General features: G+C 42.8%; 15 protein-coding genes. 6 read left to right on the top strand and 9 right to left on the bottom strand.

Going from position 1 to position 21,428, the window contains the following annotated elements:
* Positions 1-7 precede the first annotated feature (7 nt).
* The 3 genes from tmcD to B9N78_RS09325 all read right to left on the bottom strand — a co-directional run bounded on the left by tmcD (position 8) and on the right by B9N78_RS09325 (position 4,865).
* Positions 8-1,261 carry an electron transfer complex subunit TmcD gene (gene tmcD, locus B9N78_RS09335; RefSeq protein WP_085101583.1) on the bottom strand — a complete coding sequence of 418 codons (1,254 nt, stop codon included), beginning with the start codon at positions 1,259-1,261 and terminating at the stop codon, positions 8-10.
* Positions 1,262-1,652: 391 nt separating this feature from the next.
* Positions 1,653-2,717: a phosphotransacetylase family protein gene (locus B9N78_RS09330; protein ID WP_085101582.1), complete on the bottom strand. Its 1,065-nt coding sequence runs from the start codon at positions 2,715-2,717 to the stop codon at positions 1,653-1,655.
* Positions 2,718-4,865, bottom strand: coding sequence for an acetate--CoA ligase family protein (locus B9N78_RS09325; RefSeq protein ID WP_085101581.1), 2,148 nt, complete (start codon positions 4,863-4,865; stop codon positions 2,718-2,720).
* A gap of 578 nt (positions 4,866-5,443) precedes the next feature.
* On the opposite strand from B9N78_RS09325, the gene B9N78_RS09320 reads away from it, so the two are divergent.
* The 4 genes from B9N78_RS09320 to B9N78_RS09305 all read left to right on the top strand — a co-directional run bounded on the left by B9N78_RS09320 (position 5,444) and on the right by B9N78_RS09305 (position 9,723).
* Positions 5,444-6,430, top strand: a complete 987-nt coding sequence (locus B9N78_RS09320; protein ID WP_245805512.1) for an HD-GYP domain-containing protein — start codon at positions 5,444-5,446, stop codon at positions 6,428-6,430.
* Positions 6,381-7,034, top strand: coding sequence for a molybdenum cofactor guanylyltransferase (gene mobA / locus B9N78_RS09315; protein WP_085101579.1), 654 nt, complete (start codon positions 6,381-6,383; stop codon positions 7,032-7,034). Before B9N78_RS09320 ends, mobA begins: the two co-directional genes overlap by 50 nt.
* Positions 7,019-8,260, top strand: coding sequence for a molybdopterin molybdotransferase MoeA (locus B9N78_RS09310; protein ID WP_085101578.1), 1,242 nt, complete (start codon positions 7,019-7,021; stop codon positions 8,258-8,260). Before mobA ends, B9N78_RS09310 begins: the two co-directional genes overlap by 16 nt.
* Before the next feature lie 272 nt (positions 8,261-8,532).
* Positions 8,533-9,723 carry a PhoH family protein gene (locus tag B9N78_RS09305; RefSeq protein WP_085101577.1) on the top strand — a complete coding sequence of 397 codons (1,191 nt, stop codon included), beginning with the start codon at positions 8,533-8,535 and terminating at the stop codon, positions 9,721-9,723.
* 78 nt (positions 9,724-9,801) lie between these two features.
* Here B9N78_RS09305 and B9N78_RS09300 read toward each other — a convergent pair whose 3' ends face one another.
* From B9N78_RS09300 to thyX, 3 genes are all read right to left on the bottom strand, one after another.
* The gene (locus tag B9N78_RS09300) at positions 9,802-10,506 is read right to left on the bottom strand and encodes a DnaA N-terminal domain-containing protein (protein WP_085101576.1); all 705 of its coding nucleotides are present in this window, start codon (positions 10,504-10,506) and stop codon (positions 9,802-9,804) included.
* Positions 10,507-10,615: 109 nt separating this feature from the next.
* Entirely contained in the window at positions 10,616-11,965 is a 1,350-nt protein-coding gene (locus B9N78_RS09295) for a chromosomal replication initiator protein DnaA (protein WP_085101575.1), read from the bottom strand.
* A 970-nt stretch (positions 11,966-12,935) separates the two neighbouring features.
* Positions 12,936-13,679 carry an FAD-dependent thymidylate synthase gene (gene thyX / locus B9N78_RS09290; RefSeq protein WP_085101564.1) on the bottom strand — a complete coding sequence of 248 codons (744 nt, stop codon included), beginning with the start codon at positions 13,677-13,679 and terminating at the stop codon, positions 12,936-12,938.
* A 313-nt stretch (positions 13,680-13,992) separates the two neighbouring features.
* On the opposite strand from thyX, the gene typA reads away from it, so the two are divergent.
* Together typA and B9N78_RS09280 are read left to right on the top strand one after the other, a co-directional pair.
* Positions 13,993-15,828 carry a translational GTPase TypA gene (gene typA, locus B9N78_RS09285; RefSeq protein ID WP_085101563.1) on the top strand — a complete coding sequence of 612 codons (1,836 nt, stop codon included), beginning with the start codon at positions 13,993-13,995 and terminating at the stop codon, positions 15,826-15,828.
* 147 nt (positions 15,829-15,975) lie between these two features.
* Positions 15,976-16,986 (top strand): asparaginase, encoded by a 1,011-nt coding sequence (locus tag B9N78_RS09280; protein ID WP_085101562.1) that lies wholly within the window; start codon positions 15,976-15,978, stop codon positions 16,984-16,986.
* A 60-nt stretch (positions 16,987-17,046) separates the two neighbouring features.
* Here B9N78_RS09280 and B9N78_RS09275 read toward each other — a convergent pair whose 3' ends face one another.
* The 3 genes from B9N78_RS09275 to B9N78_RS09265 all read right to left on the bottom strand — a co-directional run bounded on the left by B9N78_RS09275 (position 17,047) and on the right by B9N78_RS09265 (position 21,327).
* Entirely contained in the window at positions 17,047-18,552 is a 1,506-nt protein-coding gene (locus B9N78_RS09275) for a leucyl aminopeptidase (RefSeq protein WP_085101561.1), read from the bottom strand.
* A gap of 35 nt (positions 18,553-18,587) precedes the next feature.
* A complete protein-coding gene (locus tag B9N78_RS09270) occupies positions 18,588-19,715 on the bottom strand; it encodes an ABC transporter substrate-binding protein (protein ID WP_085101560.1) in 1,128 nt (375 codons plus the stop codon).
* Positions 19,716-19,848: 133 nt separating this feature from the next.
* Positions 19,849-21,327 carry an STAS domain-containing protein gene (locus B9N78_RS09265; protein WP_085101559.1) on the bottom strand — a complete coding sequence of 493 codons (1,479 nt, stop codon included), beginning with the start codon at positions 21,325-21,327 and terminating at the stop codon, positions 19,849-19,851.
* Between the last annotated feature and the right edge of the window lie 101 nt (positions 21,328-21,428).

Genomic DNA, 21,428 nt, shown 5'->3' with positions numbered 1-21,428 from the left:
CCGGCTGTTAGAAATCACTTACATCAGCTACGATGCGGACAAACTTTCCGCCATCTATCGCACGGATAAGCACCTTTGTTGAACATGGGCTGAAAATCGGTTCCCAGCATTGTTCAAAATCCTGTCCGTAAGGTTTTCCATCAAGAACGACAGTAAAACGACCGTTCTTTTCAACCTTAGCAGCAACTTTGGTACTATCAGGACTGAAAACAGGCTTCCAGGCCATAGCATAAGAATCGTTCCAGACTTTTCCGTCACACATCACAGTGTAGGCATAGTCCGTTTTTCCGAGAGCTGCTCCGCGGTTTCCGTCAGGACTGACAGCCAGATCAATAACAACAGGAACAGTAACGTTCCAAGGAGTTCCATTTACAGCTACAGTGAACTTACCAAGTGAAGTTGCAACAATAGCCCAAAGCTTACTGCCGTCCGCGCTGAACTGCTGGTGCCAACACTGAGCGAACTCAGCCGGCCAGATAATTTCTCCGTCCTGAGCCATACCCCATTTTCCGCCGAGACGGACAGGAGCAGCGACTGCTCCGCTAACAGGGTTGAAACAAGGATCCCAAACGCATTGAAATTCTCGCTGCCAGATTTTTCCATCTACAGCGATAGTGTAATCATAAAGTGACTTTCTAACCTGACAAGCCACTTTCTCACACTTTGCGTCGAACACGGGAGTGTAACAGTTCATGAAAACCTTGTCCCAAGCTTCGCCATTCACAGCAATGGAGTAGATACCTTTTTGAAAGGTTTCGATATCAGCCTGAGCTAAAGGTGTAACTTGAACAACAGCGGCAGTACTCTTGCCGTCGCTTCCAAGTGTAAAATTGTTAGCATTAGCAAACAGATTTTCCCAGAGAACACCGTCAATTCCCATGCCGTATTCTCCGTCCTGCTGAACAGCACAGACAATAGAACCGTTGGAACCGAACATAGTGCTCCAGATATAGCCATATGTTTCCGGCCAATGTTCGCCGTCAACTGCTAAAGTCCATTCACCATCCTGCTGAGTAATACCGGTCAGTCTGCCGTCAGGAGAAAATTTAAGGTAAAAAACCCTTTCATATCTCTCTTCCCACTCTTGACCGTTAACGCAAGCAGTAAAATCCCCATCGCTTGTCTTTACGACTGCCCCGACCTTCTCACCATCGGCACTAGCGTGGAATTCTTCCACCCACTCAAATTTGGTGGACCAAGAGCTAATGTCCTGGACCTCTCGCCTACCGGGATTCCAATCCCACGTGGACGCATTAGGCATCTTCTGCCTCCTCATTCCGAAAATCTGGTGTGTCCGCCAACACTTCCAAATCACGCTCGGTTTTTCGGGTGCCCCGCACCCTGTTTTCTAACCAAATCTAGTCACATCTCTTGGTTTTAACTAACTCACCACATAAGCTCAAAGACCTTTCTGAACTTATAACTGGTGGTTAAATCGCATATTTTATAGATCAGGACAATAGTAACTATGAGGATTGTTTGTCTAATTATTCACAATAAAAAAGGATAACCATAGTTAAGCACTACAATTATCCTTCATATAAATCTTTATAAAACAACAATTTACATACCATTATCCGACCGATAAACACCTAATTACAACCATTAACTAAGAGGGTATATATTTTTATTCCTACTATAATGGTAGGCTTTTATAATTCCAATTTTTCGAAAATATAGTCGTAATCCAGTTCTGAATTAACAAGGCTGGCTCCGTGATTAATCTTAATCATGTCCCTTAACTTATAACTTTCCTGAATTGCTTCCATTTTCTTTGCCACCGAATAAGTGTCATCACGCACTACAATAACAGGAATTTCAAGAACTTCAGAACGGGTTAAAATTATATCATTAGGATAAAGATTACCAGTTAGAATAAGGCACGGACAGTTCCCTTCAAGAGCGACAAGCTGCACATCAGCCCTGTCTCCACCGACAATTACGGCTGAATTTTTATGCCGTCTGAAATGAGTAATGAAATTTTCGACCTGCATGGTTCCGATCAGAAAATTCTCAACAACTCTGTCAGCTTTTGCATGCGCAGAAATAATTTTTCCGAACAGACGCTCTGCAAGATCGCTGACTTTGATCGCTCCCATAAGAGGATCGCGCGGAATTATACCCAGAACCTTAACTCCTTTTTTCTCAAGAAAAGGAATAAGCAGAGATTTAAGTTCATCCATATAATGGTCAGGCACATCATTAAAGACAACACCGAGAAAATCATCGCCGAGATCCCTTTGAACACGAAGTACATAGTCGTACTTAAGTTCCTTTGAATAGCGATCAACCAGAATTGTTTTTACACCGAGAGATCCGGCCACATCAGGACCGCTTACTCCGCAATAATTTCCGGAACTTAAAAAGCTTCCTGATCCGCCGATAATCATTACATCTTTGCCCTGACTGAGCTCCTTGTATGACTCTACAATTGCAGGCTTCAAATCTCCAAGATCTTCAGTAAAAGCTTTTATTGTAAAATCTCTTGTAACCAGTACAGGTGTAACTTTTTCAGGGTCCTGCTCAAGTCCAAGCACTTCCTGAATAAAGGCGGCATCGGCATCTCCCGGCCTGTTTCCGTCCATATGCGGAACAGCCCCTACAGGCTTCATATAGCCAACATTGAAGCCACTGCTGCGGAACTTCAATCCTAAAGACATGGCCAAAAGATTCTTACCCGAGTATCCGGTTGTAGAACCTATATAAATACCTACCATTTATGCCTCCTTTGAAAGGTCGTCATCTATATTCAAACCTGATTCTTTACTGCCGGATGAAAGTTTGACTATTGTCATGTGAGCATCCGCAACCAACGCTTCGTCAGAACTTACAAGTACAGGATTAAATTCAGCTTCATATATTTCAGGAAAATCATCAGCCAGACAAGACATTCTTATCAAAACATCTGTTATAGCATCAAAGTCGGCCGGCTCGCCGCCTCTGACGCCTTTAAGCAACATATAAGAACGGATTTCCCGTACCATTTCAGCTGCATCTTCAACAGAAAGAGGTGCGAGGCGGTACGAAATATCTTTTAAAACCTCAACGTAAACACCACCAAGTCCAAACATCAACAGCGGTCCGAACTGGTCATCTCTGCGAAAACCTATTATTATTTCACGGGCATCTTTTGAGGCCATCTGCTGAACCAGACACCCCGCAATGTACGCATCCGGCTTAAGACGCTGAGCTTCAGCCGTTATCTTCCAGAAAGCATTACGGACTTCTTCCTCGGTATTGAGATTAAGCCAGACTCCGTTTACATCAGACTTATATGGAATGTCCGGAGAGGCAATCTTGAGAACTACCGGAAATCCCAATCTTTTAGCGAGGGTTGCAGCTTCATCTCCTGAACGGGCCAGGTCAGAGTCAGGACTCGGCAATCCATAAGCCGTAACAATGTCACGAGCCTGAAATTCCACAAGTTCCGAACGGCCTGAACGTAATGCTGAATCAATAATCTCTTTTGCTGCGTCATAATCGCGGTCAGGTGTTTCAAAAGTACGTGAAGCCCGCCCTTTCCAGATCGCATATTTATACATGCTGTCCATAGCCCTGACAGCCTGCTTCGGAAAGTCGTAAACAGGGACCCCTGCTTCGGAAAAAATACTTCTTGCCGCTTCACTGTTCTTGCGGCCCATTAGGCAGCAAAAAACAGGCTTACTTATTTCAGAAGCACAAGCCGCAATAGTTTCAGCGACTTCGGTTAAATTCATCTTATCTGAAGGCGAAACAATGACCAGCACACTGTTAATAAGAGGATCAAGACCGATAAGTTTTATAGCTTTGCAATAGCGCGCCGCATCAGCTTCCCGTAACAAATCAACCGGATTATAAATTGAAGCGTACCCGGGCAGCATGGGTTGCAATTCCGCAATGGTAGATAAAGAAAAAGAAGGCATGCGCAGACTGGATTCTCCGCACGCATCAGCTGCGAGAATTCCGGGGCCGCCTGCATTTGTGATTATACCTAAATTCGGCCCCAGTGGTAACTCCTGACACGAAAACGCGTTAGCCAGCTTAAACAGCTCTTCCAGTCTATCAACTCTGATAATCCCTGCCTGATGAAATGCCGCGTCGCATGCCTGATCCGAACCGGAAATAGCTCCGGTGTGTGACGATGCGGCTCTGGCTCCGGCAGCGGTTGTTCCTGATTTCATCATAATGATAGGCTTTTTCATGGAAACCTTAACGGCTTGCGCCATGAAATTACGCCCGTCAGTAATGTTTTCCACGTAGCCCAGAATTACTTTGGTTTCAGGATCATTGCCCAGATATTCAATCATTGAGGATTCATTTATAACAGACTTGTTACCAAGACTCACAAATTTTGAAAAACCGACTCCGTTCGCCAAAGCCCAATCAATAACAGCTACACATAATGCGCCGGATTGCGAAAAAAACGCGGTTGTTCCTGTCAACGGAGTACCGGAGGCAAAGGAAGCATTTATGCCTGCTGAAGTATTAATAAATCCCAGACAATTCGGTCCAAGCAAATAAATACTGTTTTTTTCTGCAAGTTCTGAAATTTGTTTTTCAAGCAGCCACCCGTCGCGACCTACTTCACGAAACCCGGCTGAAAGAACCGCAACCGAGCGGACTCCTATTTTAATCAGATCATTTAATGCGCACAGTACAGCGTCGCGTGGAACAGCTATTACGGCTAAATCTACAGGGTGATCAATTTCGGATATACTTTTATAGACTTTCAGGCCGCCTATTGTCCCCCCGCGGGAGTTCACCGGAAACAGCTCACCCTTGTACCCTGCACTTTGAAGATTAGTAAGAATCGTATTTCCGATTTTACCGGAAACAGCCGAAGCGCCCACAACGGCAATTGATGATGGAGTGAAAAGACTATCCAAACTTTCTCCCGAACCCCCTTTAAATTTAATAAGGAGGGATGTGCGTTTCCTGAGGAAAATGATACGGTGGCAAAACTTGTTTCTGCTGAAGTTTTAACTCATCCTGTTTAAAATTGATCATTTAATCCTTGCAGAAAATGAATATAGTCAGAGTACGGTGGTCATTGCAAGAATTGAACGCACGCTTTGCTGCTAGAATAGTGGAAAAATTAAAAAAAAACTTTAAAATACATTTATGATCGACATATTTTAAAAATTAACCCCATAACCGATAAATTCGCAAGCTGCATATGATAATATATTTCCCAAATAAGGTTCTCAGCTATTCAACTGTAACTTTTTTTCACTCAAATGACATAATTAAACCCGTTTTCAAGTTCTTAATTGGGATAGATAGCGAACTTCGGAAAATATAATAACACGATAAACAAATAATTACTTGATTTTTATTGCCGAATATGAGCCATTGCTCTTGACTCATTTTTGATGATAATAGATTTAATAATTATAAAGCTGGGAAACAGACAAAATATTCCTTAGCAATCTGTATTCAATCAAAGTGAGCCCGCATTATGGATATGGCGAAAAAAGACCAGATGGTAGAAGAATGCTACTGTTCAATATCAAGTGACATTTTCAAATTCCTACCTAAATCAGGACTTCCCTTTTGCTTGTACAGGATGAATCCGCAAACAGGAACATTTTCTGCGGCAACAACTCCGGGAAAAACAATTGTAAGTACAGATAAAAAAATAATATTTAAAGAGTGCGACAAAGATCTTATTTTCATAAAAAGCTCCGATATTGCTGATTGCCGCCCTTATTTTTGTGCCAATTTAGAAACAGTAATTTCCGACATGGCTCATTCTATTCCGGATGAAGACATGGCAATGATTATTGTTGAAGCACTCAAAGAGGCTTCCAATAAATTATTCAAAGACTCCCTCAAAAAGAACTTTCAACATTTTTATTCAACTCTGCACGCTGCAGGTGAACTGGTACACAACAATCCCGATATTATCTGGTACATGATCCCGCTTTTAGATAAACAGCACTCACTTACCAACAAATCAATTTCAAATGGAATCATAGGTGCTGGAATATGTCTGCATGGCAGAGAAGGTAAACCGGACTTTAATTCTTTCATGGAATCACTCATAGCTTTGTTTCTATGTGATGTAGGAATGTGCTGTCTACCTGACTTCGTACTTGGTAAAGAATTTTCACTTAGCGTAGACGAACAAAAACGCATACGTAATCACCCTGTCAGCTCTGTTGAAGTTCTCAGTATTACTCAATCTCTCACGAATACATCACTCAGAGCGATCCTTGAACATCATGAACGAATGGACGGATCAGGCTACCCGCGCGGAGTTACCAGCGAAAATATTTCATGGCTTGGAAAACTGTGTGGTGCTGTAGACTCTTTTGTGGCAATGACAATGATCCGGCCCGGAAAAAAGTGCATGACAACAGTCGATGCATTGAAAGCCCTATACAAAGAGTCATACTTATATGACCCCAATATTATTTATGCCCTCGAAAAAGTTACCTACAGAGAATAAAATAAGCGCAGCTATTTTAGCCGGCGGCGAAGGAAGCCGCATGGGGCACACTGACAAATCATGCCTTGAAATTTCCGGTGAAAAAATAGTCAGCAGAATCATCCGCCAGTTATCGGGAGTTTTCAGCGAAATTTTTGTCATTACCAGAACTCCTGAAAATCATCCGAATTTAAATGCCAGACTAGTCGGCGATATTTATCAGCAGCGCAGTTCTCTCACCGGAGTGCATGCAGCATTAAGCCACGCTGAAACGGAGCACGTTTTCATTACGGCCTGTGACTCACCTTTCGTGAATAAAGGCCTCGTAACAAAACTGATTTCACTGCTGTCTCCATCTGATGACGTACTGATCCCCATACGCAAAAACAAGCGCTACGAACCGCTTTGTGCAGTATATTCTAAGCGTTGTCTGCCATTTATTGAAAGAAATCTTGATAACGGAATTTTGCAAATCATAAGATTCTTCCCGGAAGTAAAAGTTCATGCTGTAAACGTCGAAATTCTCCAGCAGCACGATCAAGATCTCGAATCATTTATCAATATAAACACGCCGGAAGAACTCAGCAAAGCATGTGAGAGAGCAGTTAAATGCGACATGATTTAGAAAAAGAAACAACATTTCCTCAGAATATCACCCGGATGGAATGTTTAAAAATTTTACAGAGAGAGATCGCGCAAGTTGCCGAAGAAACTATCCCTGTGGCAAATTGTTGCGGACGCGTTGCGACTCAAACCATTTACTCCGAAACATCTATCCCTGAACAGGACAGATCTGCCATGGACGGCTTCGCACTCACAGCGGCCGAGACATCTTCAGCAACAGTGAAAAATCCTACCGTTTTCACAGTTTCAGGTGAAATAAGACCGTCATCAGCCAGATCTGAAAAAAATCAAAAAAACAGCGCGATTAAAATACTGACCGGAGGAATAATTCCTAAAGGATGTGACTGCGTTATTCCATTTGAACAGGTTAAAATTTTAGATAATACAATTTCACTGCCTTCGCCAATCCAGATAGGATCTTTCATTCGCCCCGCAGGTTCCGACATTTTGCGTGGAGAAAATATCGTAACTGAAAATACAAAGATTTCAGCCTGCACTGCGGCCCTTCTTGCCTACGCAGGAAAACATCATATCCGCGTTCGCAAAGTCCCTGAAGCCTCCGTATTAGCAGTAGGCAATGAGCTTTGCAGCCCGTCAGAAACAGGCCCCGAAGGTTTGATACCTGCCGACAACCTGCTTTTAATGAAAGGACTATGCGAAGGCTGCGGCACAGCAGAGGTTGCCATCTCTACCTGTGAAAATTCACCTGAAGCCATTGCTAAAGCTGTCGAAAAAAACTGCGACTCCGACCTGATCATCACCACAGGCGGAACAGGACCGGGGAATAGAGATTTTGTATTTAGTTCAATAAAAAATGCTGGAGGAACCCCGCTCTTCAAAGGACTTTCGATGCATCCGGCTAAATCAATATTTGCATTTAAGCTGGGAAATACTACTGTTCTAGGGCTTCCGGGCCCGCCAACTGCTGTTCAATTAGCTTTCCATACTATTGTAAAGCCTACCCTCAATATCCTTTTAGGATTACCGGGTATCATCGACACAACTTTTGCCATACTGGAAATTCCTGTAAAAGGAGCCAAAGGGCGCGAAAAGTTTATTCCCTGCCGGATTACCGAAAAAAAAGGACTCATTAAAGCCAGCCCGCTGGACAGCCGCACAATATCAACAAGGAAACTAATGTGCTGTGCAAACGGCATCATAACAATTCCACCGGATTCAGAAATACTCGAAGCCGGCGAGCTTGTTGAAATTATCAGAACGTCCTGACCGATTAATCGTTATATTTTATCCGGCACGGTACTTATCAATCCTTCCATCCTGCAGCCGGATTTGTTATCATAACAGTAACCAGTTTGTTACATTATCGGAGCTACTTTAAGTAATATTACCTGTACTCTTGCATCATGAAAGCAAAACAGCAGTGGAATTATGCAGCACTTCCAGTTGTACTTCACGGATCACATTGAAGTTATTTTTTTGGGCGATTCTTTAGAATCGCCTTTTTTTATTTGAAAAAACTACAACCGAGTTGAGGTCTTATGGGACAGAAGAACTTTGTATTAGACACAAATGTGCTTATTGAAAATCCTAAATGTATTGCAACTCTCAGGAACGGCGTGGAAAACAAAATCCACATCCCGTACACCGTACTGACTGAACTGGACAAACTTAAACGGGACCAGCGTGTCGGACACATTGTAACGCAGGCAATTCAATTAATTCTAAACGACGAGCTTCTCACAATCTTCAGGCCCGAATTTGCGGAAACGCTCACAGATGCCACAGCTGATGACCGCATACTCAAAGAAACATTCCACAGTGAAATTGAAGAGCCTATTCTTGTAACGAATGATCGCATCCTTCAAATCAAAGCCGGTTTATACAACCTGAAATGTGAAGGATACAAAGATTCCAATCCCTTCCGTTCTGACTCTCAACTTTACACCGGATTTATTGAAGAAGGTGAAGACCCCATTGCCAACTGCTTTCGCTGGGAGCACGGTACACCTGTTTTCTATGGAGCAGGCGGAAGTAAGCAGATCTCATACACTCACAATGTCTGGGGGGTTAAACCTAGAAATATTTATCAAAACCTTGCTCTTGAACTGATGCTTAACAATGACATAAATCTTGTCTCTATTCAGTCAGAAGCCGGATACGGAAAAACGTTTCTGGCTCTGGCCTCCGCTTTATACTTAGCTCTTGAAAAAAAAGATAACCCATATGAAAAAGTTTATCTGGTGAAACCCATCTGGGAAATCGGTTCGAAAATGGGATTCCTGCCCGGTAATGTTGAAGAAAAAATGCAACCTTACACACGATACATAAAAGATTTAGCGGTAAAATTGCACGAACAGCGACCGGCAAACAGAATTTTCATAGATAACGATTCTGATCAGTACCGCTTTAATCAGAAGAAATTTGAAATTCTGCCCATAGCCTATATTAGGGGCATGAATCTGGACAACTGTGTTGTAATAATCGATGAAATGCAGAATATGTCCCGTGCAGAAGTACGCGCCATGCTTACGCGTATGGGGGAAGGTGTTAAATGTTTGTGCCTCGGCGATACCCGGCAGGTTGATAATCCCTACCTAAATGAGAGCAATAACGGACTTAACTGGGTGGTTAAAAAACTTAAAAACAATAAAGAATACGCGCATATGGTTCTTAAAGGTGAAAAATCACGAGGTCCGATTACGGATATGGTTATCAAAAGCGGCCTTTAAGCTCCTTACCTAAAACGAAAAAAGGTCTGACTAAAAATAGTCAGACCTTTTAAATGTCATTTCAACATGCATAAAATATTAATCTTTTTTGAAAAGCCTCAACAGAAGCTCATCCAAATTATCACCGTTATCAATTGCAAACTCTATTTCTTCTTCAAGTTCAGCTGCGCCGAATTTAACATCTGAAACAGTACAATCCATATTCAAAGCTACTTCTTCAGGCGGAATGCCATATCTGAAACAAAGATAGTACAAAGCCCGTCTGGCAAGAGTTGCATGGTCAGTTTCCTGCTCCATTATCTCTCTGAAATTTACTGCAAAAGCTTCCAAAACAGCGTCAAGAATAGAATCAAATGATTGATCTTCAAGTTTAATCTCAGGTAAAGATTTTTTCTCAGTCAGACCGGAAAATTCAATAGGACTTATTCCGTACCGAGTATGAACAATATCTTTCATTCGATTGATACTTTTCAAGATATCTTCCACAGCGTAATATGCTGTAACATCCGTAATGAATTCAGAATCTTTCAGCTCACCTAGCGCATTATCCTGAAGAGCTATAGTCACCCCCACTTCGGTGGAAAGCACTTCCTGAGCCGCATCTTTTATAGTTCCTAAAAGATGTTCTTGTACCCAATTCATTACAAATTCATTAGGCGCAGTGATTTGGACTACACCATCTTCATATCTGGCGGAAAGGGGATCAACCCAAACCTTAACCAGAACGGGATTAATGCGGACCTTTAATTTTTTCTTAATCGAATGCCACAAATCGGAATTCATTTCCTACCCCTGAAAGTTTCGTTTCAGTTTAAAACAAGGGGGCTGGTCTTACGACAAATCAACTCCGGATGCAATGAATATCCTTAAAATAAAAAACGGGCAAGTATGACTATGGAGTTAAGCGGGCAACGGTATCCTGCAACTGCCTGCCAAGAGGTGTTTGCAAAGAAATTTCCCGTTCAACATTAGTAATCCCTTTAATCACGGTTGAATGTCTGCGGCCGAGCCTTTCGCCAATATCTTTCAAAGATAGTTCGGTATATTTGCGAGCAAGAAAGAAAGCTGTATTCCTGGCCAGAACAACCTGACGTTTCCGGCTTTTGGAACGAAGCTGATCAGTGGAAATATCGTAAGAACGACAGATATGCTCAACAATTGAGTCATAGCTTGGATTCTTATTTTCCACGGAATAATTCTCAAGGACCTGCCAAGCTAATTCCTGTGTCAGATTTCTATTGAGCAATCTTGCTTTGAGAACAAGGTTCTGCAGACAACTTTCAAGCTGTCTCACATCCGTTGTAATACGGTCTGCCAGCAGTTCTGATATAGAATCAGGCACCTGAGTACCAAGCCGGATAGCTTTGCTCTGCACAATGCGTTTTCTAGTCTCAAAATCAGGAGTAGCGATAACAGCTAAAAGGCCTGAGCAAAATCTGGATACCAACTGCGGATCAACTTTTTCAAGTTCGCGAGGTAGAAAAGAACTTGTCATAACAACTTTTGAGCCGCGGAGCTGCAAGCATTTCAAAGTTTCAAGAATCTCATCCTGCATCTTGTGCTTGCCTTGAAAAAAATGAACATCCTCAAGAAGAAGACAATCAACATTATCTCTGAATTCGGATTTGAACCTTGATATTTCGCCGGCCTTTAGAGCCATGACCATTCTATTGGCAAATTCTTCAGCTGTAAGGCAGGCAATGGAAACATGCTGCTTATTACTGGTAGCACATAGCCCCTGACCGATCGAGTGCAGTAAATGAGTTTTTCCAAGCCCGGGAGTTGAGCTCAGGAACAGCTGATCTCCAGGCAGAGAATTATCGCAAAGGCTTTTCGATGCGGCACATGCCAGCTGGTTTGAATCTCCAACGACAAAGTCATCGAACGAAAAACGCCAGCGCGGAACTCTCGCAGTTATCGACGGGCGCATCATGGGAAGCCCCATGCTTGTTTGCACCTGTTGCGGGCTTTTAGGGCGCACTAAACCGGCAGGCTTATCAGCAACCTTGTTAACACCAACTTCAACCTTTGGACGAGCGCCAAGAACCTGGGTCCCTGCCTCGGTAATATTGTCTAAAAGTCGGTCTCTAACCCACGCAGCAACAAACTCATTAGGAGCATATAGCTTAATGGAGTTATTGCTAACTTCAGCCTTCAAAGGTTTGATCCAAACTTTGAATAGACCGGGGTTAAGCCCTTTCTCAAGAAATTTTAAAATTTTGTTCCAGCTGTCTGTCATCATGGAGCGATAACTAAGTCAAAGGACAACATTACATCAACTCGTAATATACCACTGAGCTCCCGATGTTGATCCTATCTTTTTCTACAACTTAACGTATTAATTTATAAAAGATTTTTTACTTTACAAGCATTTATAGCCAGATCTTTGCAACCGTATAAACCTGCATGTTTCTTGGCCTGACGAGTGTCAATATCATTTTTTTAAACATCTGTGGAAAACTTTTTCCACAGATTAATTTAAAATTATCTCTATTTTTCATAAAATTTCGCACTTTCTCTCGCTGTCAGTAAAATTTCTACTCATTATAATAAATTTGTACTTTAGCACAAAAAACAAAAACAACCTATTTAACATACTAATATAACTTAATTATTAAAAAATAATATCCAAAAACGTAACATCTTATAAAAAATACAGTTTAAATAACACTTAGCTGAGCCCAGTAAAACAAAGGGCTTGCAGTCTTTTAAATTTAGAACATTTAATAATATACCAATTTAATTGGATTAATATATACTTGACATCGCTTAGGGCGTATAAACCAACGGATAATACTGCTATTTATTTTCAAAAACGAACTCTAAAGAAAATTCTATCCACATCATAATTATTTTTAATAAAAATTATGCTAAAAATACAGACTAATAAGGTGGGATTAGAAACTACAAAATTGCAACTTTATATAACAAAATTGCTAAAAAAACTCCTAAAACACGTTTTATTACTTATAACGTATCATAATAAAGAATTTTAAATTTAAAATTAAAAATTAATAAAAATAATTCGCATTTAAGAAAATAACCCTGTTGAGGCTAGAATATTTTGCCCGAGATTAAAGTTAAAATATTTTGAAACCAATTTCGGTCACGTTTGCCGCATAAAAAAACAAAAAACCTGCCAGGAAATCCGGACAGGTTTAATTATGAGCGATAAGACCCATTTTTTGGGCATGCTATATATAATGTAGTAACTACTTCCTTTCAGTCAGCTCTTTCAAGGTGGGATATTTACCGCATGCAAATCTTTCAGCTTCAGGGCAATACCCCAGCTGCTCACATCTGGCCCCGCCGTTGCGGAAAATTGCCGGCAGACTTTCCTTACAAAGCTTCAGCATTTTATCTGCCAGGATGCGGACTTCCCATTGTGCGCGTTGACAGCAACGCAAGTTGAAAAAGTGCATGAGCGAGCGACAGTTCATAGTTATCACTATCTTTGTTTCCGCGGCCTGCGGCAGCACAAATCTGGCATCCTCGTTCGCTTTACTCTCGCGCCCGGCAGCAACAAGAATTTCGCGCAAATCTTTGTATGCTGATCCCACTTCTTCCATAAATTTTTCAAAACGTTCACGTGCTTCAGGAATCTTTTTAATTGCCGGAGGGATGATGTAATCCATATCATTCTCAGCAACATAACGCTGGCTCTGCTGCGAATAGGACGCAATGCGATGCCGTACGATCTGATGAGAACAGGCTCTGGAAATCCCCTCTACAGCAAACGTAAAGCTGACATGCTCAATGGGGCTGTCGTGTCCTGATTCAAGAATTTTGGAAACAAAGGCATCCTGCTTTTCCTTTTCTATATCTCCGCTTATAAGCCGCGGCCACATGTCCGCTGTAAAACCGGCATAATAGCACTGCCTGAACGAAGCATAGATAAGTTCAAGGGCATTAGGGGTCATAGTTAACAATTCAACTCGTAAATCTTTCTCAGGCATAAGAGCTCCTTCAATTTAAGGGTCTTCATAAAGTAAAAGCTCTACGGGTGCAAGAAAGCAATACAGAATCTAAATTTCTTCAATTTTATACTCAATACTTTGCGTTTAATTAAACATAAAATCAAGATGTTACACATATGTCACAAATTTAGCCTTTTTTTTGCTTGCCACGCGTGGCAATATACTCTAACTAACCATCCCTTATCTAACCAACTCTATAAAAAAACCGACAACAGACCTTCCGCATCCTTTTTTAGCATTGTAACCCGCTCCGGGTAACTAAGCTTGCGGCAGTAATGTGCCGGAGGAATCCGTGAAAAAAACTACTAACGATCATATTAGAAATATCGCTATTATAGCCCACGTTGACCATGGTAAAACAACCTTGGTTGACGGAATGTTCAAGCAGAGCGGACTTTTCCGCGAAGGCCAGCTTGTTGATGACAGAGTCATGGACAGCATGGACCTTGAACGTGAACGCGGGATTACCATCGCAGCTAAAAACTGTGCTGTTAACTGGAAAGGAACAAAAATCAACATCATCGATACCCCCGGCCATGCCGACTTCGGCGGTGAAGTTGAACGTTCTTTGAGCATGGCTGACGGAGCAATCCTTTTAGTTGATGCTTCCGAAGGACCGCTTCCGCAGACAAGATTCGTATTGAAAAAAGCTCTAGAAGCCGGCCTTAAAGTCATCGTTGTTGTCAACAAAATTGACCGCGGTGATGCTCGCCCTACTGAAGTTCTTGACGAAGTATACGACCTGTTCATCGACCTTGACGCTAACGAAGAACAACTTGAATTTCCTGTTATGTACGCAATCGGCAGAGACGGTATCGCTCAGCATACTCTTGAAGAAAAAGGTGAAAACCTTCATCCTCTCATGGACATGGTTGTATCGCATATCCCCGGACCTTCCTACGATGAAGACGAACCTTTCCAGATGCTTGTCTCCGACCTCGGTTACTCAGACTACCTCGGACGTCTTGCAATCGGTAAAGTAATCCATGGTTCCACTGAGCAAAACGTACCACTTGCCTGCATGAACGAGCATGGCCAGACCGTTCCGCTGAAACTTACCAAAGTACAGACATACGTCGGACTTACTTTCGCTGAAACAGATATTGCCCATCCCGGTGATATTGTTGTTGTTTCAGGTATTGAAGCGATTACTATCGGTGACACTATCTGTACCAGAGAAGCTCCTAAAGCTCTTCCAAGAATCACAGTTGATGAACCGACTGTATCCATGCGCTTCGGAATCAACACTTCTCCAATGGCCGGACTCGAAGGCAAACTCGTTCAGTCTTCTAAAATTCGTGAAAGACTCGAAAAAGAAACACTGCTGAACGTTGCTGTCAAAATTGAAGAAAGCGAATACAGAGACAGTTTCATAGTTAAAGGACGCGGAGAATTCCAGTTAGCTATCCTTATTGAAACTATGCGCCGTGAAGGTTTTGAGCTTACCGTTGGAAGACCTGAAGTTATCTTCAAAACAGAAAACGGCAAGAAACTTGAACCTATGGAACAGGTTTTCATCGACTGTGAAGATGCATTCATGGGCGTAGTTACTGAAAAACTTTCTTCCAGAAAAGCACAAATGGCCAATCTCGTTAACAACGGTAAAGGTCGTGTCCGCATGGAATTTTCAGCACCATCACGCTCACTCATCGGTTACCGTGATGAGTTCCTGACCGACACCAAGGGAACTGGAATCATGAACACTCTGTTCGCCGGATACTCCGACTACAGAGGTGATTTCCCTTCACGTTACACAGGTTCTCTTGTTTCTGACCGCGCCGGTAAAGCTGTTGCTTACGCAATCTTCAACCTTGAACCTCGCGGTGAAATGTTCGTTAGACCTGGTGATCCAGTATACGAAGGAATGATTGTAGGTGAGCACAACAAGGATACTGATATTAATATCAATCCTACCAAAGAAAAGAAGCTCTCCAACATGCGCGCATCCGGTAAAGATGAAGCTGTAACTCTTACACCATGCAGACCTATGACTCTTGAAAGAGCTATGCATTTCATCACCGATGATGAATTGGTAGAAGTCACACCTGAGTCAATCAGACTGCGCAAATCTGAGCTTTCCATCGCTAAACGCCACATGGCACGCGGTAAAGAGCTTAAAAAGAAATAGTCAGCTTAAAATTGAATCTTTAAAAAACCTCTCAGGCAATCGGTCTGAGAGGTTTTTTTATATGAAATAAGCATCTATTGCCAAGCGAGACATCCTGCGCTACCTGACTTGCTTAAATAGATAACAATCCTTTCTTTGGAGCTAAAAATGTCCAAAAATAATATTTCAGGCGAAGTTGTCCTCATATTCACCGGCGGCACAATCGGAATGAGTGAAGAACCTGAGGCCGGAGGGGTTGTTCCGGGTGGAAACTTCACCAAACTGATTTCAGAAATTACTCCTGACGATAAAGACATCACGATCCGTCCGGTGCTTTGGTCGGATGTTCCAAGCCCGCACATGTCCCCTGAAATGATGCTTAAACTGGCTCACGACGTTGATTCATATCTTGCTGAAGATCAGGTTCTCGGCGCAGTTATTCTGCATGGTACAGACCTTATGGCTGAAACAGCATACGCGCTCGACATATCCGTGAACTCCCCGAAACCGGTAATTCTGACCGGAGCCATGCGCTACTTCAACGAATCAGGGTATGACGGGATACGCAATCTGATGGACGCAGTCAGAGTATGCCTGCTGCCACCGCCGAAAGGAGCAGACGTTATCCTTCAAATGGCCGACAAACTTTTTGCAGCCAAGAACGCCATCAAATCCAGTTCCCTGAATGTTGACCCGTTTATAGGTCAAAATACAGGCAGAATAGGGTTTATATCCGGAGAATCAGTTATTCTGACAAGAGCAGACTCCCACAGAAGGCCGCGTTTCTCTTTCCCGATCACAGGTGTGAATTCAAATGTTCATCTGGTCGGCTGTCATCCGGGGATGAATTCAATAATTTTGGAAAAATTATTGGAAACAGGTGTAAAAGGAATCGTGCTTGAAGGATTCGGGGCAGGCAACACTCCTCCGGGACTGGTCTCAGGCGTTGAAAAATGCATTGCGGCCGGAGTTATCGTAGTTCTCTGTACAAGATGTGTTGAAGGCGGAGTATGGCCCATCTATGCATACCCCGGCGGAGCTGCGTATTTAAAACAGAAAGGAGTGATTACAGCCGGAGGACTTTCTGCGCTTAAGGCCACTCTGCTGTTGCAATTTTTGATCGGAAGCAATCGCCCGTTAGAACAGATTAAAACAATTTTTGCTGAAGAAAGCGTTTAGCTGTAACCTATGCATAAAATATTAAAAAGCTCCTCAAGTAAACTTGAGGAGCTTTTTTTGTTAAATATCTTCCAAATCTATTTGAGAAAGAAGTTCGATTAAAGTTCTAACTCCGAATCCTGTTCCGCCGGCAGTCAGTGTTGCTGTTTTTTTCTGCCGCCAAGCAGGTCCGGCAATATCAAGATGGGCCCAAGGTACATTTTCAGGCACAAACTCTTTCAAAAACATTCCGGCATGAATAGTCATTCCTTCGCGTGATCCGACATTTTTAAGATCTGCCACATCACTCTTAAGCTCTTCTTTATAAATATCCCAAAGCGGCATAGGCCAGAATCTTTCACCGACTCTCATGCCTGATTCAATAATAAGATTTTCAAGTTTAGGAGAATTATCCATCACAGCAGCAACGCTCCAGCCGAAAGCAACTATGCACCCGCCTGTGAGAGTGGCGAGATCAATTATAGCCGCCGGCTCGAACTGTTTTGAATACGCCAAGGCATCACAAAGCAAAAGACGGCCCTCGGCATCAGTATTTAAAATTTCGATAGTCTTACCGGAAAGCGAAGTCACAACCTCACCGGGACGGGTTGCCAAGCCATCAGGCATATTATCAGCGCAAGGAAGTATGCCGACTACAGGCAAATCAGGATTGAGTTCTCCAAGTGCTTTGAAAAATCCGAGTATTGCCGCAGCGCCTGCCATATCACACTTCATATCCTCAATATGCCCTGTAGGCTTAAGAGAAATCCCTCCGGTATCAAAAGTAACGCCTTTACCTATCAAGACCAAAGGCTTGTCCCCTTCTCGGCCTTTAGGACAATACTCAAGAGTAATAAGCCGCGGTTCGTCTACGCTTCCCTTAAATACAGAAGCATATGCCCCCATTCCTTTATCAATAATCTCTTTGCGTTTCAGTGCCTTGAATTTAAAATCGTATTTTTTTGCAAGTTTCTTTGCTTCTTCGGCCAGAAACACCGGATTTGCAATATTAGGAGGAGAATTTACTAAATCGCGGGCATAGGAAACAGCCGCTCCGACAGCCTGACCTTTATGAATAGTTTCAACAAACGTATCAAGAGGCTCAACGTCTGTCAGCAGCCTGACTGTTTTAGGAAGTGTTCCATTTTCTTCTTTTTTACTTTTAAACTCGTCATACGCATAAAGACCGCTCATTGCCGCAACTACGAAATGTTCATGCATATCCTCAAGGACAATGCCTTCAAATGCTACCAGCGGAGCTCCGACAATTCGAAATTTCAGCTCACGGCATTTGCAGAATACTGAGGAAACAGCCTGACAGAACTGCTCAACTCCAAATTCATTCTTATCTCCAAGTCCTACAAGCACAACCCGCGGGATTGAAGTGGAAGAACCGTAAATAACCGTTGTACTGCCAAGTGCTCCCGTGAAATCCTGAAGGCCCGGAGAACCGGCAACCCAGTCTGCTTCTGTTGCCATCCAGCGGGAAAATCCCGGCAGAAAATCCTCTGCATCCTTAAACGCGAAAAAAATAACCGCATCGGAAGACCATGTGGATGCAGGCTCTACAACAATATTAAATTCCATTTCCCTCTCCATTTTGATTAGTGAGTGAAAACATTTTAATTAGGAGCAATCTGTTCAACAAATGAAACAGTTCCATTACTAAAGCGGACAATATCTACACTTTTATCCGGAACCCTTACACCTTCAGGATAGCTGATCTCTCCGGTAACACCTCTAAATTCTTTAGTTTCCGCCAAAGAGGCTCTGATTGCTTCAGGATCTGTTGAACCGGCCTTTGTAATGGCCTTGGCAAGCAGCATTACTGAATCATACCCAAGTGCTGCAAAACCGCTCTCCGGAGTAACCCCGAACATTTTTTCATACCGTTCCACAAAGTCCTGCACTTCCGGAGCAGGGTTATCAAATGCTACATGAGTCGCAAAATAAATAGAATGGGCATACTCTTGAGGAATATTTAATAATCCCGGAGTATCAAATCCGTCACCTGAAGCAATCGGCTGTTCAAATCCTGCTGCGCGGACTTCTGTCACATATTTAGCCACATCCGGTGGAATGGTTGAAAGGAAAAACAAATCAGGATTATCACCTTCTTTCGGCAGCGGATACGTGGCATCTCCGGTATTAAACCAATCCTCTTTGACCACTTTTCCGCCATATTTTTGATACCTGCGCTTAAAATATTTAGAAAGAGTTTTAGCAAACTCACTGGAAATATTTGTCCCGACAAAACAACGAGTTGTGTTTAGTCTGCGCTTTGCAAACTTCGCCACAGCGCGTGCCTGCATATTATCCCCAAAAGCAGTCATAAAAAAATATTTACCATACATATAAGGCAGATTCTGCATCGTTGCCCCAGATGTTAAGAACACCATATTCTTAGTCGTTACAGCAGGGGCCGCAGCTATAGCGTAGTCTGTATCGTTAAGCCCCGACACAGCGACAATGCCTTTTTCACCGGCCAGAGTTGAAGCGGCATCCGCCGTAGCGTCAAGATTTGAGCGGCAATCGGAAACTATCAAACTTATTTTTTTACCAAGCACTCCGCCTTCGCTGTTTATCACGTCCTGGGCAAGCTCCATACCATGAAAACCGGGCTGATCAATTACTGCCATCGGACCTGTTAAATTATAAAGTACACCTATTTTAATCGTATTTTCAGCCGCAACCGCACTGCCGGCGCAAACTCCGATCGCAATAAGACACAAAATTACTATTCTTTTCATATTACCTCCAAATATTACAATGCGAGAATCTATTTTCTTACCACGCACATCAAAAGCAGACAGGTACCTGATATTTTGCACTGCTACTCTATTACAAATTCAATAAATTATGCACCAAATTTAACCGCAAAAGTTAGTCCTTGGTTCCTAATTTGGCTTGCTGAGTTTCTAAAAACCGTTGAAATTTACTGATTTCCTCGTCACGCTTTTCAGGAACGGCCGGCCCATCTGCTTCCATCCGGTACCTTTTATCAGCAAGCCCCCGGCTGATCAGAGCTTCAGTCCCTCCGCCCTGCCAGCCCGAACTGTCCTGAGAAATTTTCTGTATATAACTTATTCCCATAAAAGCACGTGTGATTTTACTGTTATCGCGCAATTTGCGCATATCTTTAAACTCAGCTTTTGCAGTTACCTGTCTAATGGATTTATCCAGTGAAACCATTCTCTCAGGCATTTGAAGACGCTCGAAAACAGCTCCATGATTATTTAAAATATGCCCTTTATCTCCGGCTGTAGCAGGATCAATATAAAATCCGGCATAAAGACCGGCCTGCTCATAAGCCGAAAGGTCACATGAAAGATCAACTCCGAATCCGCATGTAAGACAGGTGACATTTCTATGTCTCGGAAGGCTGTCCCGCGTCCACCATTCTCCGCTGTTAACCGGATCAATGATAGTTTTGCCGTTTGCAGGAGCAAATTCACTTATGGGAGAACACATCAAAGTACCCGCCATCAATTCGCTTACTTGCGTCCACGCCGCTACCCCTATAACCCCTTTAAAATCTCTGCGCCGCCGTCTTGCAAGCAGAAAAAGCCCCCTGTAAAGTTTATCCAGAGTTGTGCCGCCTTCCTCTGTGGAATTAAACATCACATATTCATTAAAACCTCCGTCAATCGTCAAATTAAACGGAGTTCTTATAAGCACCGCACCTGTATCATTTTGCGGGACCAGAAAATCCGCAAGGTCATGTCCGTCGGTAGGAACCCATGCCATAGTCCCGCCGATGGTGATCATCGCACCGAGAACTTTCATATAATCTGCAGGAACATTGCCAAGCCCGCCGACTCCGATAGAATATTCTGTCTGCGAAAATCTGCGTGAAAACATTCGGCTTTCAGTTACTCTTGAATGCAGAACGTCCGCGACAGAACCGATGACTTTAATTTCAGCCTGACTGTTCTCACCCGGAATAAATCTGAAACCGCCGATGGGCGAATCCATATTTTCAAGGTCATCCCAGTTTTCAAGAGCTTGCCGTTCCCATTGCACGGACTGCAAAAAAGTCATGGCTTCATTTCTTGAAACAAAAATATTTAAAGTCCGTGTCATACCGGCCGTATCAAGTACATTCTTACAATATGAACGCAGACCGCAAAGAGCCAATGCCCCTTGCCGAGAGCGTAAAATCTTAAGAGTTTTCACAATACTGCGTATTCCGGCACTGCTCAAATAGCATACATCACTCATATCGAATGCCACGCATGCCAGCGATTGCTCAGCCAGAAGATCTTCAAGCACTTTATCAAGCTCTACGGCGCCGTAAGCATCAATTCTTTCACCAATGCAAACAACAACACTTTCACCGTGTCTGCGAACTGTAATTTCCATTTAACTACTCCCGCATAATCACCTTATTTCTTATGATATCAGGCACAAATGCAACATAGGCATAACCCGTTCATCTTGTGAAGTTACTTTCAGAAAACCTG

This window comes from Desulfovibrio gilichinskyi (genome assembly GCF_900177375.1).
GTDB classification, from domain to species: domain Bacteria; phylum Desulfobacterota; class Desulfovibrionia; order Desulfovibrionales; family Desulfovibrionaceae; genus Maridesulfovibrio; species Maridesulfovibrio gilichinskyi.
The sequence above is the reverse complement of the archived record's forward strand: the minus strand, read 5'-3'. Positions and strand labels throughout refer to the sequence as shown.

Excerpts from the sequence above, each read along its gene's own strand:
- B9N78_RS09270 (WP_085101560.1), bottom strand. The coding sequence starts at position 19,715 with ATGAAAAGAATAGTAATTTTGTGTCTTATTGCGATCGGAGTTTGCGCC.
- B9N78_RS09300 (WP_085101576.1), bottom strand. The coding sequence starts at position 10,506 with ATGAATTCCGATTTGTGGCATTCGATTAAGAAAAAATTAAAGGTCCGC.
- B9N78_RS09320 (WP_245805512.1), top strand. The coding sequence starts at position 5,444 with ATGGCGAAAAAAGACCAGATGGTAGAAGAATGCTACTGTTCAATATCA.
- B9N78_RS09265 (WP_085101559.1), bottom strand. The coding sequence starts at position 21,327 with ATGGAAATTACAGTTCGCAGACACGGTGAAAGTGTTGTTGTTTGCATT.
- B9N78_RS09330 (WP_085101582.1), bottom strand. The coding sequence starts at position 2,717 with ATGGTAGGTATTTATATAGGTTCTACAACCGGATACTCGGGTAAGAAT.
- B9N78_RS09275 (WP_085101561.1), bottom strand. The coding sequence starts at position 18,552 with ATGGAATTTAATATTGTTGTAGAGCCTGCATCCACATGGTCTTCCGAT.
- thyX (WP_085101564.1), bottom strand. The coding sequence starts at position 13,679 with ATGCCTGAGAAAGATTTACGAGTTGAATTGTTAACTATGACCCCTAAT.
- mobA (WP_085101579.1), top strand. The coding sequence starts at position 6,381 with ATGACCCCAATATTATTTATGCCCTCGAAAAAGTTACCTACAGAGAAT.
- B9N78_RS09310 (WP_085101578.1), top strand. The coding sequence starts at position 7,019 with ATGCGACATGATTTAGAAAAAGAAACAACATTTCCTCAGAATATCACC.
- B9N78_RS09280 (WP_085101562.1), top strand. The coding sequence starts at position 15,976 with ATGTCCAAAAATAATATTTCAGGCGAAGTTGTCCTCATATTCACCGGC.
- B9N78_RS09295 (WP_085101575.1), bottom strand. The coding sequence starts at position 11,965 with ATGATGACAGACAGCTGGAACAAAATTTTAAAATTTCTTGAGAAAGGG.
- tmcD (WP_085101583.1), bottom strand. The coding sequence starts at position 1,261 with ATGCCTAATGCGTCCACGTGGGATTGGAATCCCGGTAGGCGAGAGGTC.
- B9N78_RS09305 (WP_085101577.1), top strand. The coding sequence starts at position 8,533 with ATGGGACAGAAGAACTTTGTATTAGACACAAATGTGCTTATTGAAAAT.